At 69.7% G+C, this 19,056-nt stretch carries 21 protein-coding genes; 10 read left to right on the top strand and 11 right to left on the bottom strand.

Features of this window, described 5'->3' with window-relative positions; genetic code table 11:
- Positions 1-3 precede the first annotated feature (3 nt).
- The 5 genes from ABQE89_RS12650 to ABQE89_RS12630 all read right to left on the bottom strand — a co-directional run bounded on the left by ABQE89_RS12650 (position 4) and on the right by ABQE89_RS12630 (position 5,077).
- Positions 4-1,305, bottom strand: coding sequence for an RNA polymerase sigma factor (locus ABQE89_RS12650; protein ID WP_448416935.1), 1,302 nt, complete (start codon positions 1,303-1,305; stop codon positions 4-6).
- An 85-nt stretch (positions 1,306-1,390) separates the two neighbouring features.
- On the bottom strand, positions 1,391-2,806 hold the full coding sequence (locus ABQE89_RS12645; RefSeq protein ID WP_448416933.1) for an RNA polymerase sigma factor: 1,416 nt from the start codon (positions 2,804-2,806) through the stop codon (positions 1,391-1,393).
- A 32-nt stretch (positions 2,807-2,838) separates the two neighbouring features.
- Positions 2,839-3,561, bottom strand: a complete 723-nt coding sequence (locus tag ABQE89_RS12640; protein WP_448416931.1) for a hypothetical protein — start codon at positions 3,559-3,561, stop codon at positions 2,839-2,841.
- Positions 3,562-3,652: 91 nt separating this feature from the next.
- Positions 3,653-4,219: a class I SAM-dependent methyltransferase gene (locus ABQE89_RS12635; RefSeq protein ID WP_448416929.1), complete on the bottom strand. Its 567-nt coding sequence runs from the start codon at positions 4,217-4,219 to the stop codon at positions 3,653-3,655.
- A gap of 90 nt (positions 4,220-4,309) precedes the next feature.
- Positions 4,310-5,077: an enoyl-CoA hydratase gene (locus tag ABQE89_RS12630; RefSeq protein ID WP_448416927.1), complete on the bottom strand. Its 768-nt coding sequence runs from the start codon at positions 5,075-5,077 to the stop codon at positions 4,310-4,312.
- A gap of 23 nt (positions 5,078-5,100) precedes the next feature.
- On the opposite strand from ABQE89_RS12630, the gene ABQE89_RS12625 reads away from it, so the two are divergent.
- Complete coding sequence (locus ABQE89_RS12625; RefSeq protein WP_448416925.1) at positions 5,101-5,367, top strand: DUF2277 domain-containing protein; 267 nt, start codon at positions 5,101-5,103, stop codon at positions 5,365-5,367.
- Positions 5,364-5,924 carry a DUF1802 family protein gene (locus ABQE89_RS12620; protein ID WP_448416923.1) on the top strand — a complete coding sequence of 187 codons (561 nt, stop codon included), beginning with the start codon at positions 5,364-5,366 and terminating at the stop codon, positions 5,922-5,924. The genes ABQE89_RS12625 and ABQE89_RS12620 overlap by 4 nt, the downstream gene beginning before the upstream one ends.
- On the opposite strand, the gene ABQE89_RS12615 is transcribed toward ABQE89_RS12620, so the two are convergent.
- Both ABQE89_RS12615 and ABQE89_RS12610 read right to left on the bottom strand, forming a co-directional pair.
- Complete coding sequence (locus ABQE89_RS12615) at positions 5,913-7,589, bottom strand: CocE/NonD family hydrolase (RefSeq protein ID WP_448416921.1); 1,677 nt, start codon at positions 7,587-7,589, stop codon at positions 5,913-5,915. The two genes, ABQE89_RS12620 and ABQE89_RS12615, sit on opposite strands and share 12 nt — an antisense overlap.
- A gap of 20 nt (positions 7,590-7,609) precedes the next feature.
- Entirely contained in the window at positions 7,610-8,179 is a 570-nt protein-coding gene (locus ABQE89_RS12610) for a DUF3558 domain-containing protein (protein WP_448417194.1), read from the bottom strand.
- Between the two features lie 153 nt (positions 8,180-8,332).
- Here ABQE89_RS12610 and ABQE89_RS12605 point away from each other — a divergent pair, with 153 nt between their 5' ends.
- The 4 genes from ABQE89_RS12605 to ABQE89_RS12590 are packed head-to-tail and all read left to right on the top strand — an operon-like array spanning position 8,333 to position 11,289.
- Positions 8,333-9,283, top strand: coding sequence for an ACP phosphodiesterase PptH (locus ABQE89_RS12605; RefSeq protein ID WP_448416919.1), 951 nt, complete (start codon positions 8,333-8,335; stop codon positions 9,281-9,283).
- On the top strand, positions 9,280-9,957 hold the full coding sequence (pptT, locus tag ABQE89_RS12600; protein WP_448416917.1) for a 4'-phosphopantetheinyl transferase PptT: 678 nt from the start codon (positions 9,280-9,282) through the stop codon (positions 9,955-9,957). Before ABQE89_RS12605 ends, pptT begins: the two co-directional genes overlap by 4 nt.
- On the top strand, positions 9,954-10,835 hold the full coding sequence (gene truB / locus ABQE89_RS12595) for a tRNA pseudouridine(55) synthase TruB (protein ID WP_448416915.1): 882 nt from the start codon (positions 9,954-9,956) through the stop codon (positions 10,833-10,835). The genes pptT and truB overlap by 4 nt, the downstream gene beginning before the upstream one ends.
- A gap of 40 nt (positions 10,836-10,875) precedes the next feature.
- Positions 10,876-11,289 (top strand): DUF6632 domain-containing protein, encoded by a 414-nt coding sequence (locus ABQE89_RS12590; RefSeq protein WP_448416913.1) that lies wholly within the window; start codon positions 10,876-10,878, stop codon positions 11,287-11,289.
- On the opposite strand, the gene trxA is transcribed toward ABQE89_RS12590, so the two are convergent.
- From trxA to mntR, 4 genes are all read right to left on the bottom strand, one after another.
- On the bottom strand, positions 11,270-11,734 hold the full coding sequence (gene trxA, locus ABQE89_RS12585; protein WP_448416911.1) for a thioredoxin: 465 nt from the start codon (positions 11,732-11,734) through the stop codon (positions 11,270-11,272). The two genes, ABQE89_RS12590 and trxA, sit on opposite strands and share 20 nt — an antisense overlap.
- Positions 11,731-12,030: a glutaredoxin family protein gene (locus ABQE89_RS12580; RefSeq protein WP_448416909.1), complete on the bottom strand. Its 300-nt coding sequence runs from the start codon at positions 12,028-12,030 to the stop codon at positions 11,731-11,733. Before ABQE89_RS12580 ends, trxA begins: the two co-directional genes overlap by 4 nt.
- Before the next feature lie 16 nt (positions 12,031-12,046).
- On the bottom strand, positions 12,047-12,781 hold the full coding sequence (locus ABQE89_RS12575; RefSeq protein ID WP_448416907.1) for a peroxiredoxin: 735 nt from the start codon (positions 12,779-12,781) through the stop codon (positions 12,047-12,049).
- Between the two features lie 183 nt (positions 12,782-12,964).
- A complete protein-coding gene (mntR, locus tag ABQE89_RS12570) occupies positions 12,965-13,639 on the bottom strand; it encodes a manganese-binding transcriptional regulator MntR (RefSeq protein WP_448417192.1) in 675 nt (224 codons plus the stop codon).
- A 114-nt stretch (positions 13,640-13,753) separates the two neighbouring features.
- On the opposite strand from mntR, the gene ABQE89_RS12565 reads away from it, so the two are divergent.
- The 4 genes from ABQE89_RS12565 (at position 13,754) to ABQE89_RS12550 (ending at position 19,042) form a co-directional block, all read left to right on the top strand.
- Positions 13,754-14,737, top strand: a complete 984-nt coding sequence (locus tag ABQE89_RS12565) for a bifunctional riboflavin kinase/FAD synthetase (RefSeq protein WP_448416904.1) — start codon at positions 13,754-13,756, stop codon at positions 14,735-14,737.
- A gap of 133 nt (positions 14,738-14,870) precedes the next feature.
- Positions 14,871-15,140 (top strand): 30S ribosomal protein S15, encoded by a 270-nt coding sequence (gene rpsO, locus ABQE89_RS12560; RefSeq protein WP_448416902.1) that lies wholly within the window; start codon positions 14,871-14,873, stop codon positions 15,138-15,140.
- Between the two features lie 310 nt (positions 15,141-15,450).
- On the top strand, positions 15,451-17,712 hold the full coding sequence (locus ABQE89_RS12555; protein ID WP_448416900.1) for a polyribonucleotide nucleotidyltransferase: 2,262 nt from the start codon (positions 15,451-15,453) through the stop codon (positions 17,710-17,712).
- The gene (locus ABQE89_RS12550; protein ID WP_448416898.1) at positions 17,690-19,042 is read left to right on the top strand and encodes a M16 family metallopeptidase; all 1,353 of its coding nucleotides are present in this window, start codon (positions 17,690-17,692) and stop codon (positions 19,040-19,042) included. The genes ABQE89_RS12555 and ABQE89_RS12550 overlap by 23 nt, the downstream gene beginning before the upstream one ends.
- Positions 19,043-19,056: the final 14 nt, after the last annotated feature.

Raw genomic sequence — 19,056 nt, 5'->3', positions numbered from 1 at the left:
CGGCTACCGGCGCCGCCGAGAATCGCCGCCCTCGTCGCCTCCGACGTCGGGACCGGGCGGGGGAGGTGCCACCACCGACGGGGTGAACGACATCGGGGGTTCCTCGGCGGGTGCGTCCGGCACCGGTTCCTCGGGCGCCGGTTCGGTATCGACGGGGGCGGGCAGAGCCGGCGGCGTCTGGGACGCGGGCGGCGGGGTCTGCTGCGGCGGCGCGCCGGACGGCGGCGGGGCGTTGCGCGGCGTCCCGGGCTGCGACGGCGGCGCGGCAGGCGGCGGGCCGACCGGTGCGGCCGGCGGGCCGGTCGGGCCCGGTTCGGTGTCGCCGACCTCGACCGGCGCGAGCTCCACCGGTTCGCCAAGCAGCGAGCCGAGGAGCAGAGCCCCGGAGACGCCCAGCAGCGAGATCAACAACGCCGCCACCAAAGCCCTGCTGGGCCGGCGCTTTTCGGGGCCCTTTCCCGGGCCCGGGGTATCGGCCATCGCGCTGCCGTGGCTGGTGAGTTGAACCTCGCCGAGTGTGCGTTCGCGGAGCTCGGCCGGCGCCGGAATGAAGATCGGCGCGCCGAGCAGCGCCGCGGGACTCACCAGCCCTTTGCGTTCCTGCTCGCACACGTCGCACGATTCGATGTGCCGTGTGACGCGTTTGCGCAACAGGATCGTGAAAGTCCCGTCCCAGCCCGCGAGGATCTCGCGCAGCTGCGCGCACGCGTCTTCGCGGTGGTGCGCCCGCCGCGACACCAACAATGCGCCGAGCGAGCGTTCGATGGTCCGCTTGAGCCGCTGCACCATCGTGTTGGCGTTGCTGTGGCTGACCCCGAGAGCCTCGGCGAGGTCCGGGCCGTTCAGTCCGTGGCGGAACGCCAGGTCGAGCACCGCCTGGTCGCGGTCGGACAATCCGCCGGCGACGTCGGCGACGAGGTCGGCGAGCTCGGTGCGCGCTGACAGCGCGTCCGGCGCCTCGTCGGCAGACTCCAGCTCGGGCAGCGCGTCTGACGGTGTCTCGCGGCGCCGGTCGCGGAGCCGTCGAAGCGCCTCATGCCGGGCAACCGAATACAGCCACGGGCGCAGCCTGTCCGGCTCACGCAGTTGGTGCAGCCGGGTCGCGGCGATGCAGAACGTGTCCTGGACGCAATCGGCGGCGCCGTCGCGGTCGCGCAGCATTCCCACGCAGAAGTCGTACAGTCGATCGGCGTAGCGGTCGTAGATGTCAGCGAAGGCGGCTCGGTCCCCGGCCAGCGAGCCGCGCACCAGCTCCGCGTCGGACGCGCGCGGTTCGGCGACATCCCAGTCAGGTACCGCGGTCATAGTGACTCCCGCCAGCGGTTTCTGATATTGGAGCAGCTGGCGATGACACACCGCAAGGCCGAACTGTTTGCGGCACCTATCGCGGTCACTGCGGCACGCTCGAATCGGGCGGCAGACTGCCGAAGTCTGACGGTCCGGTGAACTGACTGCCCGGTGTGGGTCCCGGGCCGCCGGGGTCGGGACCGGTGCCGCCGGGCCACGGCGGCAGTTGCGGCCACCGTGGCAGTTCCGGCCATGCCGGCAGCTCCGGCCACTGCGGGACCGGTGGCGCCGGCGGTGGCGGCGGCGGCGGTTCCGGTGACGGTGGTTCGGCCGCGGGGTGGGGCGCGGCGGGCGTGGCCGGCGCAGCGGTGCTCGGTCGGATTGGCGGAACGGGTTCGGCAGACCTCACCGGCGCGGCGCCGGCGGGCGGCGGCGCTGGTGACGGTGCTGGCGGCACGAGGCCTGACGAGGTCGGCGTTGCCGCCGGCGCCGTCTGGCTCACCTCGATCGGCAACGGAATGCCCGGCTGCTGCATCGTCGTCCAGGCCAGGGTGGCGCCCAGCGCGGCGATGAGCGCGGTGACGAACGCGATCACCGGCAGCGCCGAGCTGCGGGTGGGGCGGTCGACACCGGCTCCGAGACCGAGACCGAGACCGACACCGAGGCCGGCGCCGTCGGCCGGTTGCCGGGGCATCGGCGTGGCCGACGAGGTCAGTTGGATCTCGCTCAGCGTCTGTTCGCGCAGCCACGCCGGCGCCGGCAGGAACACCGGAGCCGCGCCGAGCAGCGCAACCGGGCTGACCAGCCGTCGGCGCTGCTCCTCACAGTCGAGGCAGGAGTCAATGTGCCGTGAAATGCGTTTGCGCATAAGCACATTCATCTGACCGTCCCAGCCGGCGAGGATCGCCGCCAGTTCGGGGCAGCCACCGCTGCGGCGGGCACGGCGGGATACCAGCAGCGCGCCGAGCGACCGCTCGATGGTGTCGCGTAGCCGGTGCACGAGGGTGTTGGCGTTGGTCGGGGTGACCCCCAGCGCCTCGGCGAGCTCGGGTCCGCCCAGGCCGTGCCGGAACGCCAACTCCAACACCGCCCGGTCCCGGTCGGACAGCCCGCCGGCCGCATCGGAGATCAGTTCGGCCAGCTCCAGGCGCGCGGCGAGCGTGTCGGGACCGGGGTCGCCGGATGCGGTGTCGGGCAACTCTTCGGACGGGGTCTCCCTGCGGCGCTGCCGGATTCGGCGCAGCGCCTCGTTGCGGGCGATCGAGTACAGCCACGGCCGCAGCTTGTCGGGGTCGCGGAGTCGGGGCAGTTCGGTTGCCGCGATACAGAACACGTCCTGCACACAGTCCGCGGCACCGTCACGGTCGGCAAGCATGCCGACGCAGAAGTCGTGCAACCGGTCGGCGTAGCGGTCGTAGACGGCCGCGAACGCGCGCTTGTCGCCGGCTGCGGACGCACGGGCCAACTCCGCATCGCTGTCGGCGCGGCCCGTGACGTCCCAGTTCGGTGCGGCGGTCATGACGTGGCTCCTCATGGCCCGTGAGGCGGATGCTACGAGCCGAGTCCGGCCGAGATGTCCAGATCCGGTTTCGGCGGCTGCGGTTTGGGCGGCTGCGGTTTCGGCACTGCGATATCGCCCGGCCCCTGCACTGGCGGCGGAGGGGGTTCCGGCCCCGGATCGCCCGGGTCGAAACCCAGATCGTCGGGCGTCGGGTGCGGCGGTAACGGCGGCAGCGGCGGCTCCGGCTCCGGCGGGGCCTCCGGTTCTACGCCCGGGTCCGCCGGCGCTTGATCCTGCGGAGCGGGTGGCTCGGCCGGCGCGGGGGCCTGCGCCGTAGGGGCTTCGGTGGGGACTGCGACCGCGACAGGCTCCCCGGTCGGCGCGAGCGGGGTGCCGACACCGGCGCTGCTCGGCCCGTTCGCCGGTGCCGGTGCGACCGGCGGCGCCTGCGGCGGGCGACCGCCGTCGGGGGTGACGGCGACGGTCTGCGACGGCGTGGAGACGATGCCGGGGGCCACGGTCTGCTGACCCGGGGTGAGGTCGACGAAGAACAGGCCCAGCGCCGCGCCCGCCCCGATGCCGCCGGCCAGCGCCAACGCGATCAGGGCGTGCCTGGCGACCGGCCGCCGGGCCTCGACGTCGGGTACGCCGACAGGCTGGGTCGGCTCGGCGAAGCCCAGGCGGCGCTCGTCATCAGGTTGACCGAGCGCGCTCGACGCCCATGCGGCCGCGACGGTGGCGGTCTGGGGTTCGGTGTCATACGTGGTGCTCATGGCGGTTCCTAGCTGTGCGCTGCGACCCCGGTTGGGTCGCGGTTAGCTGTAGGAGCGCCCGCCACGGGCTACTCGCACACTTTTCTGCGAACTATTTCGCCGCCCGGGCGATCGCGGCCCAACCGAAGGGGTTGGTGCGCACCTCGACGTCGTCGAAACCGGCCGCGGCCAGCCGCGCGGGCAGCGACGCGGGGTCGACGGGGTTGTAGGTGTCGCCGTCGTGGTGGGCCTTCAACTCGTCACTGGCCAGGCTGTCGCTGGCGACCAGCGCGGCACCCGGCCGCAGCACCCGGGCGATCTCGGCGAACACCCGGTCCTGGAGGTCGGCGGTCGCGACGTGATGGAGCATGGTGAAGCACGCCGCGCCGGTGAACCGATTCGCTTCGAACCCCAACGCAGTGGCGTCACCGCGCACGATCTGCACCGAGGACCGGCCGGCGTAGCGATCCGTCAGCATCGCCGCGAGCTCGTCGTCGATCTCGACCGAGGTGAGCCGGGGGACCGTTTCGCTCAGCACGTCTGTGGTGGCCCCGTAGCCGGGCCCGACTTCGAGCACGTCGTCGCCGAGGTCGGTCTGGCCCAGCGCCCACGGGAGGATGGTCTCGCGGATGATCTGGCGCCACTCGTCGCTGCCGCACCGCTGGTGTGCTTCGTTCACGCCGTCAGCCTACGAGCGTGCGCAACCTCGGAAACCTCGACGGCGTGTCGCCCTCTGACATGCACGCTCGCGCCAGAAGGGACCAGAAACCTACCGGACCTGCGCGCGGCCCCGTTCGAAGACCGCGGCGCGGCTGGCGGCGATGTCGTCGCCGGTCGCGGTGCTCATCCAATGCCGGGCCGAGGCCGCCTCGATCCACAGGCCCTCGTTGGTCTGCGCCTCGTCGATGCGGTGATACGACGCCAGCAGTGCCCGCACCGCCATCTGGTTGTTGCCGACGATCGACGCGGCCACCTCACCCGCCGCTGCGAGCAGCCGCTCGTGCGCCACCACCTCGGTGACCAGCCCGGCCCGCAGCGCATCGGTCGCCGAGAGGTAGTCGCCGGTCAGGCTCATCCGGCGGGCCAGCCCGACGCCGACCTTCTGCGGCAGCCGCACCGAGAGCCCCCAGGTGGGCAGCAGGCCGACGCGGGCATGCGTATCGGCGAAGCGGGCGTGCTCGGAGGCGATCAGGATGTCGCAGTACAGCGCGAGCTCGAGCCCGCCGGTCACCGCGGCGCCGTTGATCGCCCCGATCACCGGCTTGACCATCGGCGGCCACTTCGGCGAGATGTCGGGCAGTTCGGTGGAGTCGCCCAGTTCCTTGAGGTCCAACCCGGCGCAGAACACCGGATCGGCGCCGGTGACGATGACGACGTCGACGCCGGCGTCGGCCTCGGCCTCGCGCAGTGCGGCGAAGAAGCGGTTGCGCAGCGCCGCCGACAGCGCGTTGCGCGCCTGCGGGCGGTTCAGCGTCAGAGTGCGCACCCGGTCCCGGGTGTCGACGAGCAGGATGTCTGCGGATTCTGTGCCGGCCATGTCGATCAACCTATCGTGGAGGCATGTGCCGAAATATCACGGAGCTGCGGGGACTGGAACCGGCGGCGACCGGCGAGGAGATCGAGGCGGCCGCACGCCAGTACGTCCGCAAGGTCAGCGGCATCACCCGGCCGTCGGCCGCCAACGTCGAGGCGTTCGAGGCCGCGGTCGCCGAGGTGACCGCGACGACGACCCGGCTGTTGGGCCGTCTTCCCGAGCGCCGGCAGCCGCCCAAGACGGTGCCGCCGCTGCGTCGGCCCGAGGTGCGCGCCCGGCTGAATCTGGCATGACCGCGACGCTGACCCGGCCCGCGCTCAAGGAGTGGGGCGCGGCGGTGCGCGCGCTGCTCGACGGCAGGCAGACGGTCCTGCTGCGCAAGGGCGGCATCCACGAGAAGCGGTTCGCCGTCGCGGCGCAGCGCTTCCTGTTGTTCCCGACCGTCGCTCACAGCCACGCCGAGCGGGTGCGTCCCGAACACCGCGATCTGCTGAACCCCTCGGCGCAAGACAGCACCGAGGACGCCGTGGTGATCCGCGCCGGCGCCCGCATTGTCGCGGCCGTCGAGGTGAACCGGCCAGATGAGCTGGAATCGATTGCGCCACTGCATATCTGGACCGCCGATTCGGTGCGCCGGGATCGGCTGGACTTCCGGCCGAAGCATCGACTCACCGTGCTGGTCGTGCAGGCCACACCGCTGCGTGAGCCGCTGCGGCTGGTCCGCACACCCGACTACGCCGGCTGCGCCAGTTGGGTGCAGTTGCCGGTCGACCCCGGATGGGGGCGGTCGGTGCACGACGACACCACCTTGGGTGAGATCGCCGACCGGGTGCGTCGCTCAGTCGGCTGACGGGGGACGCTGGTCCGCGGGCAGCAACAGCCGGGACGCGCCGTCGCCCAGGTGCACGGTGTGGGTGGCCGGCACCAGCCGACGTCCGGTGCCCAACGGTTCACCGGTACCCAGATTGCGGGCGAACCGCGGATGGGATCCGCCCGCCACCAGCACCCGGATCCGCGATCCGGCCCGGAACCGGTGTGCGACACCGTCCAGTTCGACCCGGACCGTCCCCGAATCGGCTGCGCTGGCGACATAGCCGTCGCTGACGTTGCGGGACCGGCCCTTGGCGTCGACCTCGCTGAGCCGCACGAACAGGTCGTTGTGCGGGTTGTCGCACGAATGCGCCAGTTCCACGACCGGCGATCCGGCCACGTACAGGTCGGTGGGCAGCGCGTCGCCGGTGAAGCACAGCACGTCGGGTCGCTGCGCCAAACTGTCGTCCTTGCGGTAGCCGCCCGCCGGTGACAGCACCCGCCCGCCCACGGTCGGTGTCGGGTGGGCCGGGTGGTAGGTGAACGTCGACGGCGCCGCCGTGTCGGGTGGTACCGCATCGCCGAGTCGGCCGCCGGGCTGTAGATAGCGGACCTGCTCGGGCATCGTGGGCGGCCAGTGCGGCAGGTCGATCCAGTCGCTGCCGTTGACGAAGACGCGCACCGGCTGACGGCGGGCGCCGGCGCGGCCGCCGAGGTGCGTGCCGAGCCAGTCCAGGGATTCGCGGATGACGGTTGGCACGGCCTTCGTCATGAGGTGGGTGTGCGTCCACGGCCCCACGGTCAGTCCGACCGCCACGTCGCGCTCGTGCAGGCGCTGGTACTGGACGAGCGTCTGCTCGAGAAACACGTCCTGCCAGCCGCCGATCAGCAGCACCGGGATCTCGGTGCGGTCCAACGCCCGACCGAGGTTGAGCGAGGTCCAGAACGGGTCGTCGGCCTGCGGATGGTCCAGCCACGACTCCCACCACGGCGCGCCCGCGCCGAGCAGCGCGCGCCCGGACTCGCCGGCGGGCAACCCGCTGGTCGCGCGGGCCAGTGCGCGTCGGGCGCGCAGTTGGCGCAGAAGCGCGCGGGCCCGGTTGCGGTCTTCCTGGTTGGCCACCAGGTGGCTCCAGCCCAGAAAGTCGTCGAGCGCGAACGAGCCGGTGCCCCACCGCGGTCCGCTGACGTCGTGCGGGCCGACGATGACGACGGCGGCCGTCATCTCCGGCGGGGGGTCGGTCAGCAGCGCCCACTGGGTGAAGCCCAGATACGACAGCCCGATGGTGGCGAAGCTGCCGGTGAACCACGGCTGGTCGCGCAGCCACTGCGCGGTGTCGGCGCCGTCGGCGATCTCGTTGACCATCGGGTCGAACTCACCGCCGGAGCCGAAGGTGCCACGCACGCTTTGAAACACCACGTGATAGCCCCGCGCCGCGTAGACGCCCGCGTAGAGCGCGGCGATCGGGAAACGTCGGCCGTACGGGCAGCGCACCAGCAGGGTGCCGGCCGGATCGGCCGTCGCCGGGGCGTAGTGGTCGGCGATCAGCTCGACCCCGTCGCGCATCGGCACCGCCACCCGGGTCACCGAGAAGTCCGTGGTGCGCGGTGGCAGGCGCAACAGGCGCGACGCGGTCCGACCGGTGATCCGGTGGAGGTTCGAGCGGGACGGCGCGGATCCGGGTGCGGAGGAAACTGCAGTCACGTCACCGAGGCTACGCAGCCTCAGAAAACGTAGTGCGGGATCAGTTCGTGTGCGCGCTGCAGGTTGGTCTGCATGCAGTCGGGGTCGGGCTCGGAGTAGATCGGCGAATAGAACAGCGACTGCTGCAGGACGCCGTAGCTGGTGTCGAAGGCGATCATGCAGGTGATCCACCAGCGGTTGTTCCAGTCGGTCGGCTTCATGATCCAGTACTGGGCCGCGCGATGGCCGTCGATGTCGAGCTGGACGGCGTCGGCGGGCAGCGTCTGCTCGTAGGTGCGCCAGACGATCGCCTCGACCGCCATCTGGTAGTTGCCCGCGTCGTACTTGCAGCGCAGCTGGTCCTCGGGGATCGGCGGTGTGTAGGCCAGCCCGAGGCCTTGCACCACGTCGAGCGGGATGTCCTTGCACGGGTTGAACGGCGACGGGTCGGTGGTCTCGATGACCGGCCACTTGATGCTGGTGGTGACGTTGGTCATGGGGATGTCGGCCGCGTCCACCTGCGGTCGGTGCGTTGGGCCGGCCTGCCACACCACCACCACGGCGGCGACCAGCGCGCTCAGCGCCGACAGCACACGCAGCTTGGCGACCATCACGCCCCTTCCTGTCGGGCGGCTGCGCCGCCGGCTACCTCCGACCCTGCCCGGGCAGTGTAGCGGCCCGCCGTCGGCGGTCGCGGGGGAAACGAGAACCTGTTCTAGTCGGCCTGCGGGCCCTTCACCGCGGCTTAAGTAGGCTGGTCGGCTGTGACACGTGATGGCCGACGACCCACCCTCTGGGCGATCAGCGACCTCCACACCGGTCACACCGGCAACAAGCCGGTCACCGAGTCGCTGTATCCGGCCAGCCCCGACGACTGGTTGATCGTCGCCGGCGACATCGCCGAGCGCACCGACGAGATCCATTGGGCGCTGGACCTGCTGCGCAAACGGTTCGCGAAGGTCATCTGGGTGCCGGGCAACCACGAGTTGTGGACCACCAACCGCGACCCGATGCAGATCTTCGGCAAGGCCCGCTACGACTACCTGGTCAACATCTGCGACGAGATGGGCGTGGTCACCCCCGAGCATCCGTTCCCGGTGTGGACCGAGGAGGGCGGACCGGCCACGATCGTGCCGATGTTCCTGCTCTACGACTACTCGTTTCTGCCGCAGGGCGCGGCCACCAAGGCCGAGGGCCTGGCCATCGCGCGCGAGCGAAACATCGTGGGCACCGACGAGTTTTTGCTGTCCGCCGAGCCCTACGCCACCCGTGACGCCTGGTGCCGCGACCGGGTGGCCTACACCCGCAAACGGCTCGAGGATCTGGACTGGATGACGCCGACCGTGCTGGTCAACCACTTCCCGCTGGTCCGCGAACCCTGCGAGGCGATGTTCTATCCGGAGTTCGCGATGTGGTGTGGCACCACCGCCACCGCCGACTGGCACACCCGTTACAACGCGATCTGTTCGGTGTACGGGCATCTGCACATCCCGCGCACCACCTGGTACGACGGTGTGCGGTTCGAGGAGGTCTCGGTCGGCTACCCGCGAGAATGGCGGCGCCGCAAGCCGTATCGATGGCTGCGGCAGGTGCTGCCCGACCCGCGCTACGCGCCGGGTTATCTCAACGAGTTCGGCGGCCACTTTCAGATCACCCAGGAGATGCGCGACCACGCCGAGAAGATGCAGCAGCGCATCCGGGCCAGGCAGCCATGACGACCGTGGCCAGAATGCTCGGCGACATTCTGCCCGGCTCGCGGTCCCTCGCGGCCGCCGAGATGTACACCGACCCACCGGAACTGGCGCCGCTGCCCGAGGAGGAACCGCTGATTGCGCGGTCGGTGGCCAAGCGGCGCAATGAGTTCATCACCGTGCGGCACTGCGCACGCGAAGCGTTGCGGCAGTTGGGCCTGGCGCCCGTGCCGATCCTGAAAGGGGAGAAGGGTGAACCGCGCTGGCCCGACGGCGTCGTCGGCAGCCTCACCCACTGCGAGGGCTACCGCGGGGCGGTGGTGGGCAGACAGCACGAGGTGCGCTCGGTGGGCATCGACGCCGAACCTCACGACGTATTGCCCAACGGTGTGCTCGACGCCATCAGCCTGCCCGCTGAGCGGCGAGAGCTGGGTGCGCTGCCCGAGGGCTTGCACTGGGACCGAATCCTGTTCTGCGCGAAGGAAGCGACCTACAAGGCGTGGTTTCCGGTGACGCGGCGGTGGCTGGGGTTCGAGGACGCGCACATCAGCTTCGAGATCGACGACACCGGCACCTCTGGCCGGTTCGAGTCGCGCATCCTGATCGATCCCGCCGCGCCGTCCGGGCCACCGCTGAAGGCGCTGGCCGGACGCTGGTCGGTGCGCGGCGGTCTGGCGCTGACGGCGATCGTCCTATGACCGAGGCGGGTCTGGTCATCGTCGACAAGCCGGCGGGGATCACCAGCCACGACGTGGTGTCTCGGTGCCGTCGCATCTTCGGCACGAGAAAGGTCGGTCACGCCGGGACGCTGGACCCGATGGCCACCGGCGTGTTGGTCATCGGTGTCGAACGAGCCACCAAGATCCTGGGCCTGCTGACCGCCGCCGACAAGTCCTATGCGGCCACCATCCGTCTCGGTCAGACCACCTCGACCGAAGACGCCGAAGGTGATGTGCTGCAGACCGTTTCGGCTGACGCCCTCACCGTCGAGCAGATCGCGAGCGCGGTGTCGGCGCTGCGTGGTGAGATCGACCAGGTGCCGTCGGCGGTCAGCGCGATCAAGGTCGGCGGTCAACGCGCGTACAAACTCGCCCGCGAGGGGCGGGCCGTCGAGTTGGCGCCGCGGCGGGTGCGCGTGCACCGCTTCGATGTGCTGGAGGTCCGGCGGCAGGCCGGGTTGATCGACGTCGACGTCGAGGTGGACTGCTCCAGCGGCACCTATATCCGCGCGCTGGCCCGCGACGTCGGCGCCGCCCTGGGGGTGGGCGGGCATCTCATCGCGTTGCGCCGCACCCGAGTCGGCGAGTTCGGGCTCGACGAGGCGCACACCCTCGACGAGTTGGCCGACGGCCCCGCACTGTCCTACACCCTCGACGCGGCGTGTCTTCTGGCGTTCCCGCGGCGGGACGTGACCCTCGAGGAGGCCGAGCACGTGCGCCACGGACGGCCGCTGACACCGGCCGGTATCGACGGCACCTACGCGGCGACGGCGCCGGACGGGCAGGTCATCGCGCTGCTGCAGGACCGGGCCTCGCGCACCAAATCCGTCGTGGTGCTACGCCCGGCGACCCTGTAGGCGCATACTGATTCGGCGTTCTCGCCGAAGGGAGCCCACGATGCCGTCGCCGTACAAGCTTCTCCAGATCGCACTCGTCGTGTTCGGTCTGATCGCGCTGTGCCTGTACCCGCTGTCGGCGGTGTGGCCGGCGGGGTGGGCATGGCATGCGGGGCCGCCGCATCATTCCGACTACTTCATGATGATCGTGGGCATCTACGCGACCCTCGGCGTCTTTTTGTTGATCGCCGCCCGCGACCCGCGGGCCCATCTCAGCCTGATCTGGTTCACGGTCTGGTCCAGCGTCGTGCACGCGGCGATCATGGCGGTGCAGTCGGTGCGCGGCCACCACCAGCTGGGACACCTGGCGGGCGATGTGCCCGCGCTGCTGGTGGGCGCGATCGTGCTGGCCGCGCTCGTGCGGGCGTCCGGCCTTCACCAACCCGAAGCGGCGGTTAGGGAGAGTCGGCGCTGAGGTGCTGATCGAGCCAGCCTCCTAGCTGGGCGAGCGGCACTGCGCCGGTGAGCCGCGCGACCTCGCGGCCGTCGCGAGTGAGCACCAGCAGCGGGATGCCCGCGACGTCGAAGCGCGCGGCGGTAGCCGGGTTCTCGTCGACGTTGACCTTGACCACCTTGAGCCGTCCGGCGCGCTGACGCGCCAGCTGTTCGAGCACCGGCGCCACGGCGCGACACGGACCGCACCACGGCGCCCAGAAGTCGACCAGCACCGGCACCGACGACTGCATCTCCTGGTCGAAGGTGGCGGCGTCGGCGTCGACGAGCCAGGGCAGCGCCTCACGACACGTGCCGCAGCGCGGTGTCCCGCGTGGGGTCGGGCGCACCCGGTTGCCTTTGCCGCACCCGGGGCAGGAAATGATCGACACCGCCTGGGCGGTGGTCGCGTTCGGGTCGCCGGTCATCGCCGACCGCCTCGTCGCAGCGCCCACTGCAGTTCACCGATGCTCGGCTGAACCAGCAGCTCACCGCCGACGTTGACCACCGGGTTGCGGACGCGGCCGCCGGTCATCCACGCCAGCCTTGAGTACACGCCCGGATTGTCGTCGAGATCGACGTACTCGTAGGGGATTCCGCTGCGGTCGAGGTGGCGACGCACCATCTGGGTCAATGCGCACCAGCGTCGGCCGTAGACGACGACGGGTGCGACCGAGGGCGCCGACATGCGACCGCGTCGGGGAACGGTGGATAACATCGTCATTGCGTCAATCCTCCTCTCACGCTGTCAATTTGGCCGGTCGGGGCGAACGGGCGGCGTCGACGGCCTCGAGCAACTCGTAGATGTCCGGAACGTGGTGCAGATACGGCGAGATGTGGCCGTAGGCGATTCGGCCGTCCCGGTCGATCACGTAGAGCGCCCGCTCGCTGAAACCGTCGTCGTCGCGCCAAGCCTGGTAGCGGCGCGCCACCTCGCCCTTGGGGTGGAAGTCCGACAGCAGCGGGATGTCCAGGCCGCGTACCGCCGCCCACGCGCCGTGGCTGTAGACGCTGTCGACCGAGATGCCGAGCACCTGCGCGTCCCTGGCCTCGAACTCGCCGATCTCCTGTTGGTAGAGGTCGAGTTGCTGGCTGCAGCCGGGGCTCCAGTCCAGCGGGTAGAACACCAACACGACCGGGCGGCCCCGGAAGTCGCTGAGCCGCACCATGTTCCCCGACGTGTCCGGTAGCGCGAAGTCGGGGGCCTGGCTGCCGACGGGCAGCGGTTGGTTGACGGCCTCGCCTTCCATCGGGGGTGCCTGCTGCCACAGGTCGGCGATGTCACGGATCGACACGTCGGAGGCCATCCCGGCGGCCGACGCACGATCGCGCTCGATGCTGCGCCACATCTCCATGACGATTCCGTGCAGCACCGAAAGCGCCTTCTTGTGCGCACCCTCGGGGATGTCGGGTGCCAACTGGGCGAACTCCTGCTCGAGTTCATGCAGCGCTTGGGGCAAGTCGTTGCCGCGCATGCTCATCACTCCCTCGCAAAAGTCAGTTTCCGTCAGTGCAGGCTATGGGGGTGTCGGCACGGTGATGCCACGCCGAAGCAGGCACCTCGACAGCCGTGTCCGACACGCATTCACTGTGACGATTGTCGGCCTGTGCTTATTCCCGATTGGAGTCCGTGACTCGGTCTTCGCCGGCCCCGTCGACTAGCCGGCGACCACCCAGATCGCTTCCGCGGCAGGGCTGCCCAGATCGACGGTGACGCCAGGATGATCCTCCCTGGCATCGGCCGGTCTGACAGCCACCGAGATCATGCCCGCGAAGTCGCGGCGGGCCAGCACCAGCAACCGCGCGTCCAGCGTGATGCCGACACTGTCGAAATAGCGCAGCATCTCGGGGTCCGCGTCGGAAATGCGCGCGACCATCCCGGAGTCGCCGTCGTGGCAGACCGACAGTTGCCGGGCATCGGGGGTGGGCACCCGACCGTCGGCGGCCGGAATCGGATCGCCGTGCGGATCGCGGGTGGGATAGCCGAGCTTGGCGTCGATGCGGTCGAGCATCTGGTCGGACACCGCGTGTTCGAGCACCTCGGCCTCGTCGTGCACCTCGTCCCAGCTGTAGCCGAGTTCGCGCATCAGAAACGTTTCCATCAACCGATGCCGGCGCACCATCGCCAGCGCCGCCGCACGACCGGCATCGGTCAGCGTCACCGCGCCGTACTTCTGGTGGTCGACCAGACCCTGATCGGCGAGCTTGCGGATGGACTCCGAGGCCGTGCTGGCCGAAACCCCGAGCCGCTCGGCGAGCATCTTGGTGCTGACCTTTTCGTGCGACCACTCCTGCGCGGTCCAGATCACCTTCAGGTAATCCTGGGCGACCATGGACAGGTCGCGGGGGTTACCGTTTGGGCTCACGCTTACTAAGTTTAGGCAATCTTCACTGATCTGGGGGATCCAGCGGCGTCGCACGCGTCGCGCGGGTCGTAGGCTGACGCTGTGCAGCGCTGGCGGGGACAAGACGAGATCCCGACGGACTGGGGCCGATGTGTCGTCACGATCGGCGTGTTCGACGGGGTGCACCGCGGGCACCAGGAGCTGATCAGCCACGCCGTGAAGGCGGGTCGCTCTCGGGGCGTTCCGACGGTGGTGATGACGTTTGATCCGCATCCGATGGAGGTCGTCTTCCCGGGCAACCATCCCGCGCAACTGACCACACTGACCCGGCGCGCCGAACTCGTCGAGGAACTCGGCGTCGACGTGTTCCTGGTGATGCCGTTCACCGCCGACTTCATGAAGCTGACCCCCGAGCGCTACATCCACGAACTGCTCGTCGAGCGGTTGCACGTGGTCGAGGTGGTGGTCGGGGAGAACTTCACCTTCGGCAAGAAGGCCGCGGGCAACGTCGACCTGCTGCGCAAGGCCGGCGAGCGGTTCGGCTTCGCGGTGGAGGCCATGACCCTGGTCTCCGACGTCACCGAGCACGACAACGACGAGACCGTCACGTTCTCGTCGACCTACATCCGCTCCTGTGTGGACGCCGGCGACGTGGTCGCGGCCGCGGAGGCGCTGGGCCGGCCCCACCGCGTGGAAGGTGTGGTGGTGCGCGGCGACGGGCGCGGCCGGGTGCTGGGCTTTCCGACCGCCAACGTGGCGCCGCCGATGCATTCGGCGATCCCCGCCGACGGCGTCTACGCCGCGTGGTTCACCGTGCTGGGTCACGGACCGGTGGCCGGCGCCGTCGTCCCGGGGGAGCGCTACCAGGCCGCGGTGTCGGTGGGCACCAACCCGACCTTCTCCGGGCGCACCCGCACCGTGGAGGCGTTCGTGCTGGACACCTCCGCCGACCTGTACGGACAGCACGTCGCCCTGGACTTCGTCGCGCGCATCCGCGGCCAGGAGAAGTTCGCCAAGGTGGAGGACCTGGTGGCCACGATGGGCGACGACACCGAACGGGCGCGCTCGATCCTGGCCGCCCAGTAGCCCACCCCGCGCTGATTCGTGGCCGGGGCGCCTGCGCTGCTAAACTGCCAGCCGACCCGGCGTGCGCTGCAGTTCGCGGCGGCCGCGCCTTGACAAGAGTTCCCACGCGGACTGAAAAAATTGGAGTTGTTTCGTGGCGCTCACTGCCCAAGAGAAGAAGACCATCCTGGCCGAGTACGGCCTTCACGAGACCGACACCGGTTCGCCGGAAGCCCAGGTCGCCCTGCTGACCAAGCGGATCACGGACCTGACCGAGCATCTCAAGACCCACAAGCACGACCACCACTCGCGCCGTGGCCTGCTGCTGCTGGTCGGCCGCAGGCGCCGGCTGCTCAAGTACGTCGCGCAGGTCGACGTGGCGCGCTACCGCACCCTGATCGAGCGCCTCGGCCTGCGGCGCTGACGCCGCGCCGTGCGGATGGGGCGTCGGATCTCGACGGGATTCGGTTGGCGTTCCTGGCCCACGGTACGATGGCTCTGTTCGACAGCCGGTACGGCTGGAACACCCGGGTGCGGTCTTCGCATATCCGCGAGCACCGCTCCCGCGCGTCATATCGGTACCCGCCTGATCGGGCGGTCTTCGGTAGTGGCTGCCGGGGGATTATCTCCCGGCCGCTTCGATCGACGGCCGTAGCCGCATCAAGGCCGGTGGTTCGCACGCTGTGACGACGCGAAACAGCTGAACAAAAATCAGAGAGGCCATACGGACGCCCATGTCTGTAGTTGAGATTGAAGACGGTGTGTACGAGACCACCGCCGTGATCGACAACGGGAGCTTCGGCACCCGCACCATTCGTTTCGAGACCGGGCGGCTCGCCCAGCAGGCCGCCGGCGCCGCCGTGGCCTACCTCGACGACGAGACCATGCTGCTGTCGGCGACGACCGCCAGCAAGAACCCCAAGGACCACTTCGACTTCTTCCCGTTGACGATCGACGTCGAGGAAAGGATGTACGCCGCGGGCCGGATCCCCGGATCGTTCTTCCGCCGCGAGGGCCGCCCGTCCACCGATGCGATCCTGACCTGCCGGTTGACCGACCGCCCGCTGCGCCCGTCGTTCGTGTCGGGCCTGCGCAACGAGATCCAGGTCGTCGTCACCGTGCTGTCCCTGGACCCCAAGGACCTGTACGACGTGGTGGCCATCAACGCCGCCTCGGCGTCCACCCAGCTCGCGGGGCTGCCGTTCTCCGGGCCCGTCGGCGCCGTGCGCGTCGCGCTGATCGACGGCACCTGGGTCGCGTTCCCGACCGTCGAGCAGCTCGAACGCGCCGTGTTCGACATGGTGGTGGCGGGCCGCGCGCTGGAGGACAACGACGTCGCGATCATGATGGTCGAGGCCGAGGCCACCGACAACGTCATCGAACTGATCGCCGGCGGCGCACAGGCGCCGACGGAAGCCGTTGTCGCCGAGGGCCTCGAGGCCGCCAAGCCGTTCATCAAGACGCTCGTCGACGCGCAGCAGCAGCTGGCCGAGCGCGCCGCCAAGCCGGCCGGTGAATACCCGGTGTTCCCGGACTACACCGAGGACGTGTACTACGCGGTGTCCTCGGTGGCGACCGAAGCCCTCTCCGAGGCGCTGACCATCGCAGGTAAGCAGGAGCGCAACGACCGCACCGACGAGATCAAGGTCGAGGTGCTCGAACGGCTCGCCGAGCAATTCGCCGGCCGTGAGAAGGAAGTGTCGGCGGCTTTCCGGTCGCTGACAAAAAAGCTTGTCCGCCAGCGCATCCTGACCGACCATTTCCGCATCGACGGCCGCGGTGTCACCGACATCCGCGCGTTGGGCGCCGAGGTGGCCGTGGTGCCACGCGCGCACGGCAGCGCGCTGTTCGAGCGCGGCGAGACCCAGATCCTGGGCATCACCACGCTGGACATGATGAAGATGTCGCAGCAGATCGACTCGCTGGGCCCCGAAACCACCAAGCGCTACATGCACCACTACAACTTCCCGCCGTATTCGACCGGTGAGACCGGTCGGGTCGGTTCGCCCAAGCGCCGCGAGATCGGCCACGGCGCGCTGGCCGAGCGGGCGTTGATGCCGGTGCTGCCCAGCGTCGAGGAGTTCCCGTACGCGATTCGCCAGGTCTCAGAGGCGTTGAGCTCCAACGGGTCGACCTCGATGGGATCGGTGTGCGCGTCGACGCTGTCACTGCTCAACGCCGGGGTGCCGCTGAAGGCGCCGGTCGCCGGCATCGCCATGGGTCTGGTGTCAGACGACGTGGAGAGCGAAGGCGGTAACACCGAGCGCCGGTTCGTCGCGCTGACCGACATCCTCGGCGCCGAGGACGCCTTCGGTGACATGGACTTCAAGGTCGCGGGCACCAGGGAATTCGTCACCGCGCTGCAGCTGGACACCAAGCTCGACGGCATCCCGTCGCAGGTGCTGGCCTCGGCGCTGGCGCAGGCCAAGGACGCGCGGCTGACCATTCTCGACGTGATGGCCGAAGCGATCGACCAGCCCGACGAGATGAGCCCGTACGCGCCGCGGATCACCACGATCAAGGTGCCGGTCGACAAGATCGGCGAGGTGATCGGGCCCAAGGGCAAGGTCATCAACCAGATCACCGAGGAGACCGGCGCGCAGATCTCCATCGAGGACGACGGCACCGTGTTCGTCGGCGCCACCGACGGGCCGTCCGCGCAGGCCGCCATCGACAAGATCAACGCGATCGCCAATCCGCAGCTACCCAAGGTCGGGGAGCGGTTCCTCGGAACCGTTGTCAAGACAACGGATTTCGGAGCGTTCGTGTCGCTGCTTCCGGGTCGCGACGGGCTGGTGCACATCTCCAAGCTGGGTCGCGGCAAGCGCATCGCGAAGGTCGAAGACGTGGTCAATGTGGGCGAGAAGCTGCGTGTGGAGATCGCCGACATCGACAACCGCGGCAAGATCTCGCTGGTTCTGGTCGCCGAGGATGCCGAGGGTGAGACGGCGGACTCGAGCGCGCCGTCGGCAGATGCCGCGACGGCCGGCAGTTAGGGAATTGCGCCGCCCCACACGCGGTGGCGCCTCGTCGACACGAGACAACTCGATGGTGCGCCGCACCGTGCTACCCGGCGGTCTGCGGGTGGTCACCGAGCACATCCCGACGGTGCATTCGGCGTCGGTGGGTGTCTGGGTGAACGTGGGCTCACGCGACGAGGGCCCCAGCGTCGCCGGTGCCGCGCACTTTCTCGAGCATCTGCTGTTCAAGTCGACACCGACGCGGACCGCGGTGCAGATCGCCCAGGCGGTCGACGCCGTCGGCGGTGAGCTGAACGCGTTCACCGCCAGGGAGCACACCTGCTATTACGCCCACGTGCTCGACAGCGATCTGGAGTTGGCCGTGGACCTGGTCGCCGATGTGGTGCTGCGTGGCCGGTGCGCCGCCGACGACGTCGAGATCGAGCGCGACGTGGTGCTCGAAGAGATCGCCATGCGCGACGACGATCCGGAGGACACCCTCGGCGACGTGTTCCTGGCGGCGATGTTCGGTGCGCACCCGGTCGGCCGCCCGGTGATCGGCACCGTCGAGTCGATCTCGAACATGACGCGGGCGCAACTGCATTCGTTTCACGTGCGTCGGTACCGGCCGGATCGGATGGTCGTCGCGGTCGCGGGCAACGTCGACCACGACGAGGTCGTCGCACTGGTGCGCGAGCACTTCGGCCCGCACCTGCTGCGCGGTGCCAAGCCGATGCCGCCGCGCAAGGGCGCCGGACGGGTGACGGGCCGGCCGAGCCTGCAACTCATCACGCGCGACGCCGAACAGAACCACCTGTCGATCGGGGTGCGCACGCCCGGTCGGTACTGGAAGCACCGGTGGGCGCTGTCGGTGCTCAACACCGCCCTGGGCGGCGGTCTCAGTTCGCGGCTGTTCCAACAGGTTCGGGAATCGCGCGGGCTGGCCTACTCGGTGTACTCGACGCTGGACACCTTCGCCGACAGCGGCGCGTTGTCCGTCTACGCGGCGTGTCTGCCCGAGCGATTCCCCGAAGTCACCAAGGTCACCATCGACGTGCTGCAAGAGGTCGCGCGCGACGGCATCACCGACGCCGAATGCCGGATCGCGAAGGGTTCACTGCGCGGGGGTCTGGTGCTGGGCCTCGAGGACTCCGGTTCGCGGATGAACCGCATCGGCCGCAGCGAGCTGAGCTTCGGTGAGCACCGCAGCATCACACACACCCTCGCCCAGATCGACTCGGTGACGCTGGACGAGGTCAACTTCGTCGCGCGCAAACTGCTCAACCGTCCGTACGGTGCCGCTGTCCTGGGTCCGCAAACTTCGAAAAGGTCGCTGCCGCAGCCCCTTCGAGCCTTGACGGCCTGATCGTTACGCTGAGT

The organism is Mycolicibacterium sp. XJ1819 (assembly GCF_053483675.1).
This window is presented reverse-complemented; position numbering and strand designations above follow the sequence as displayed.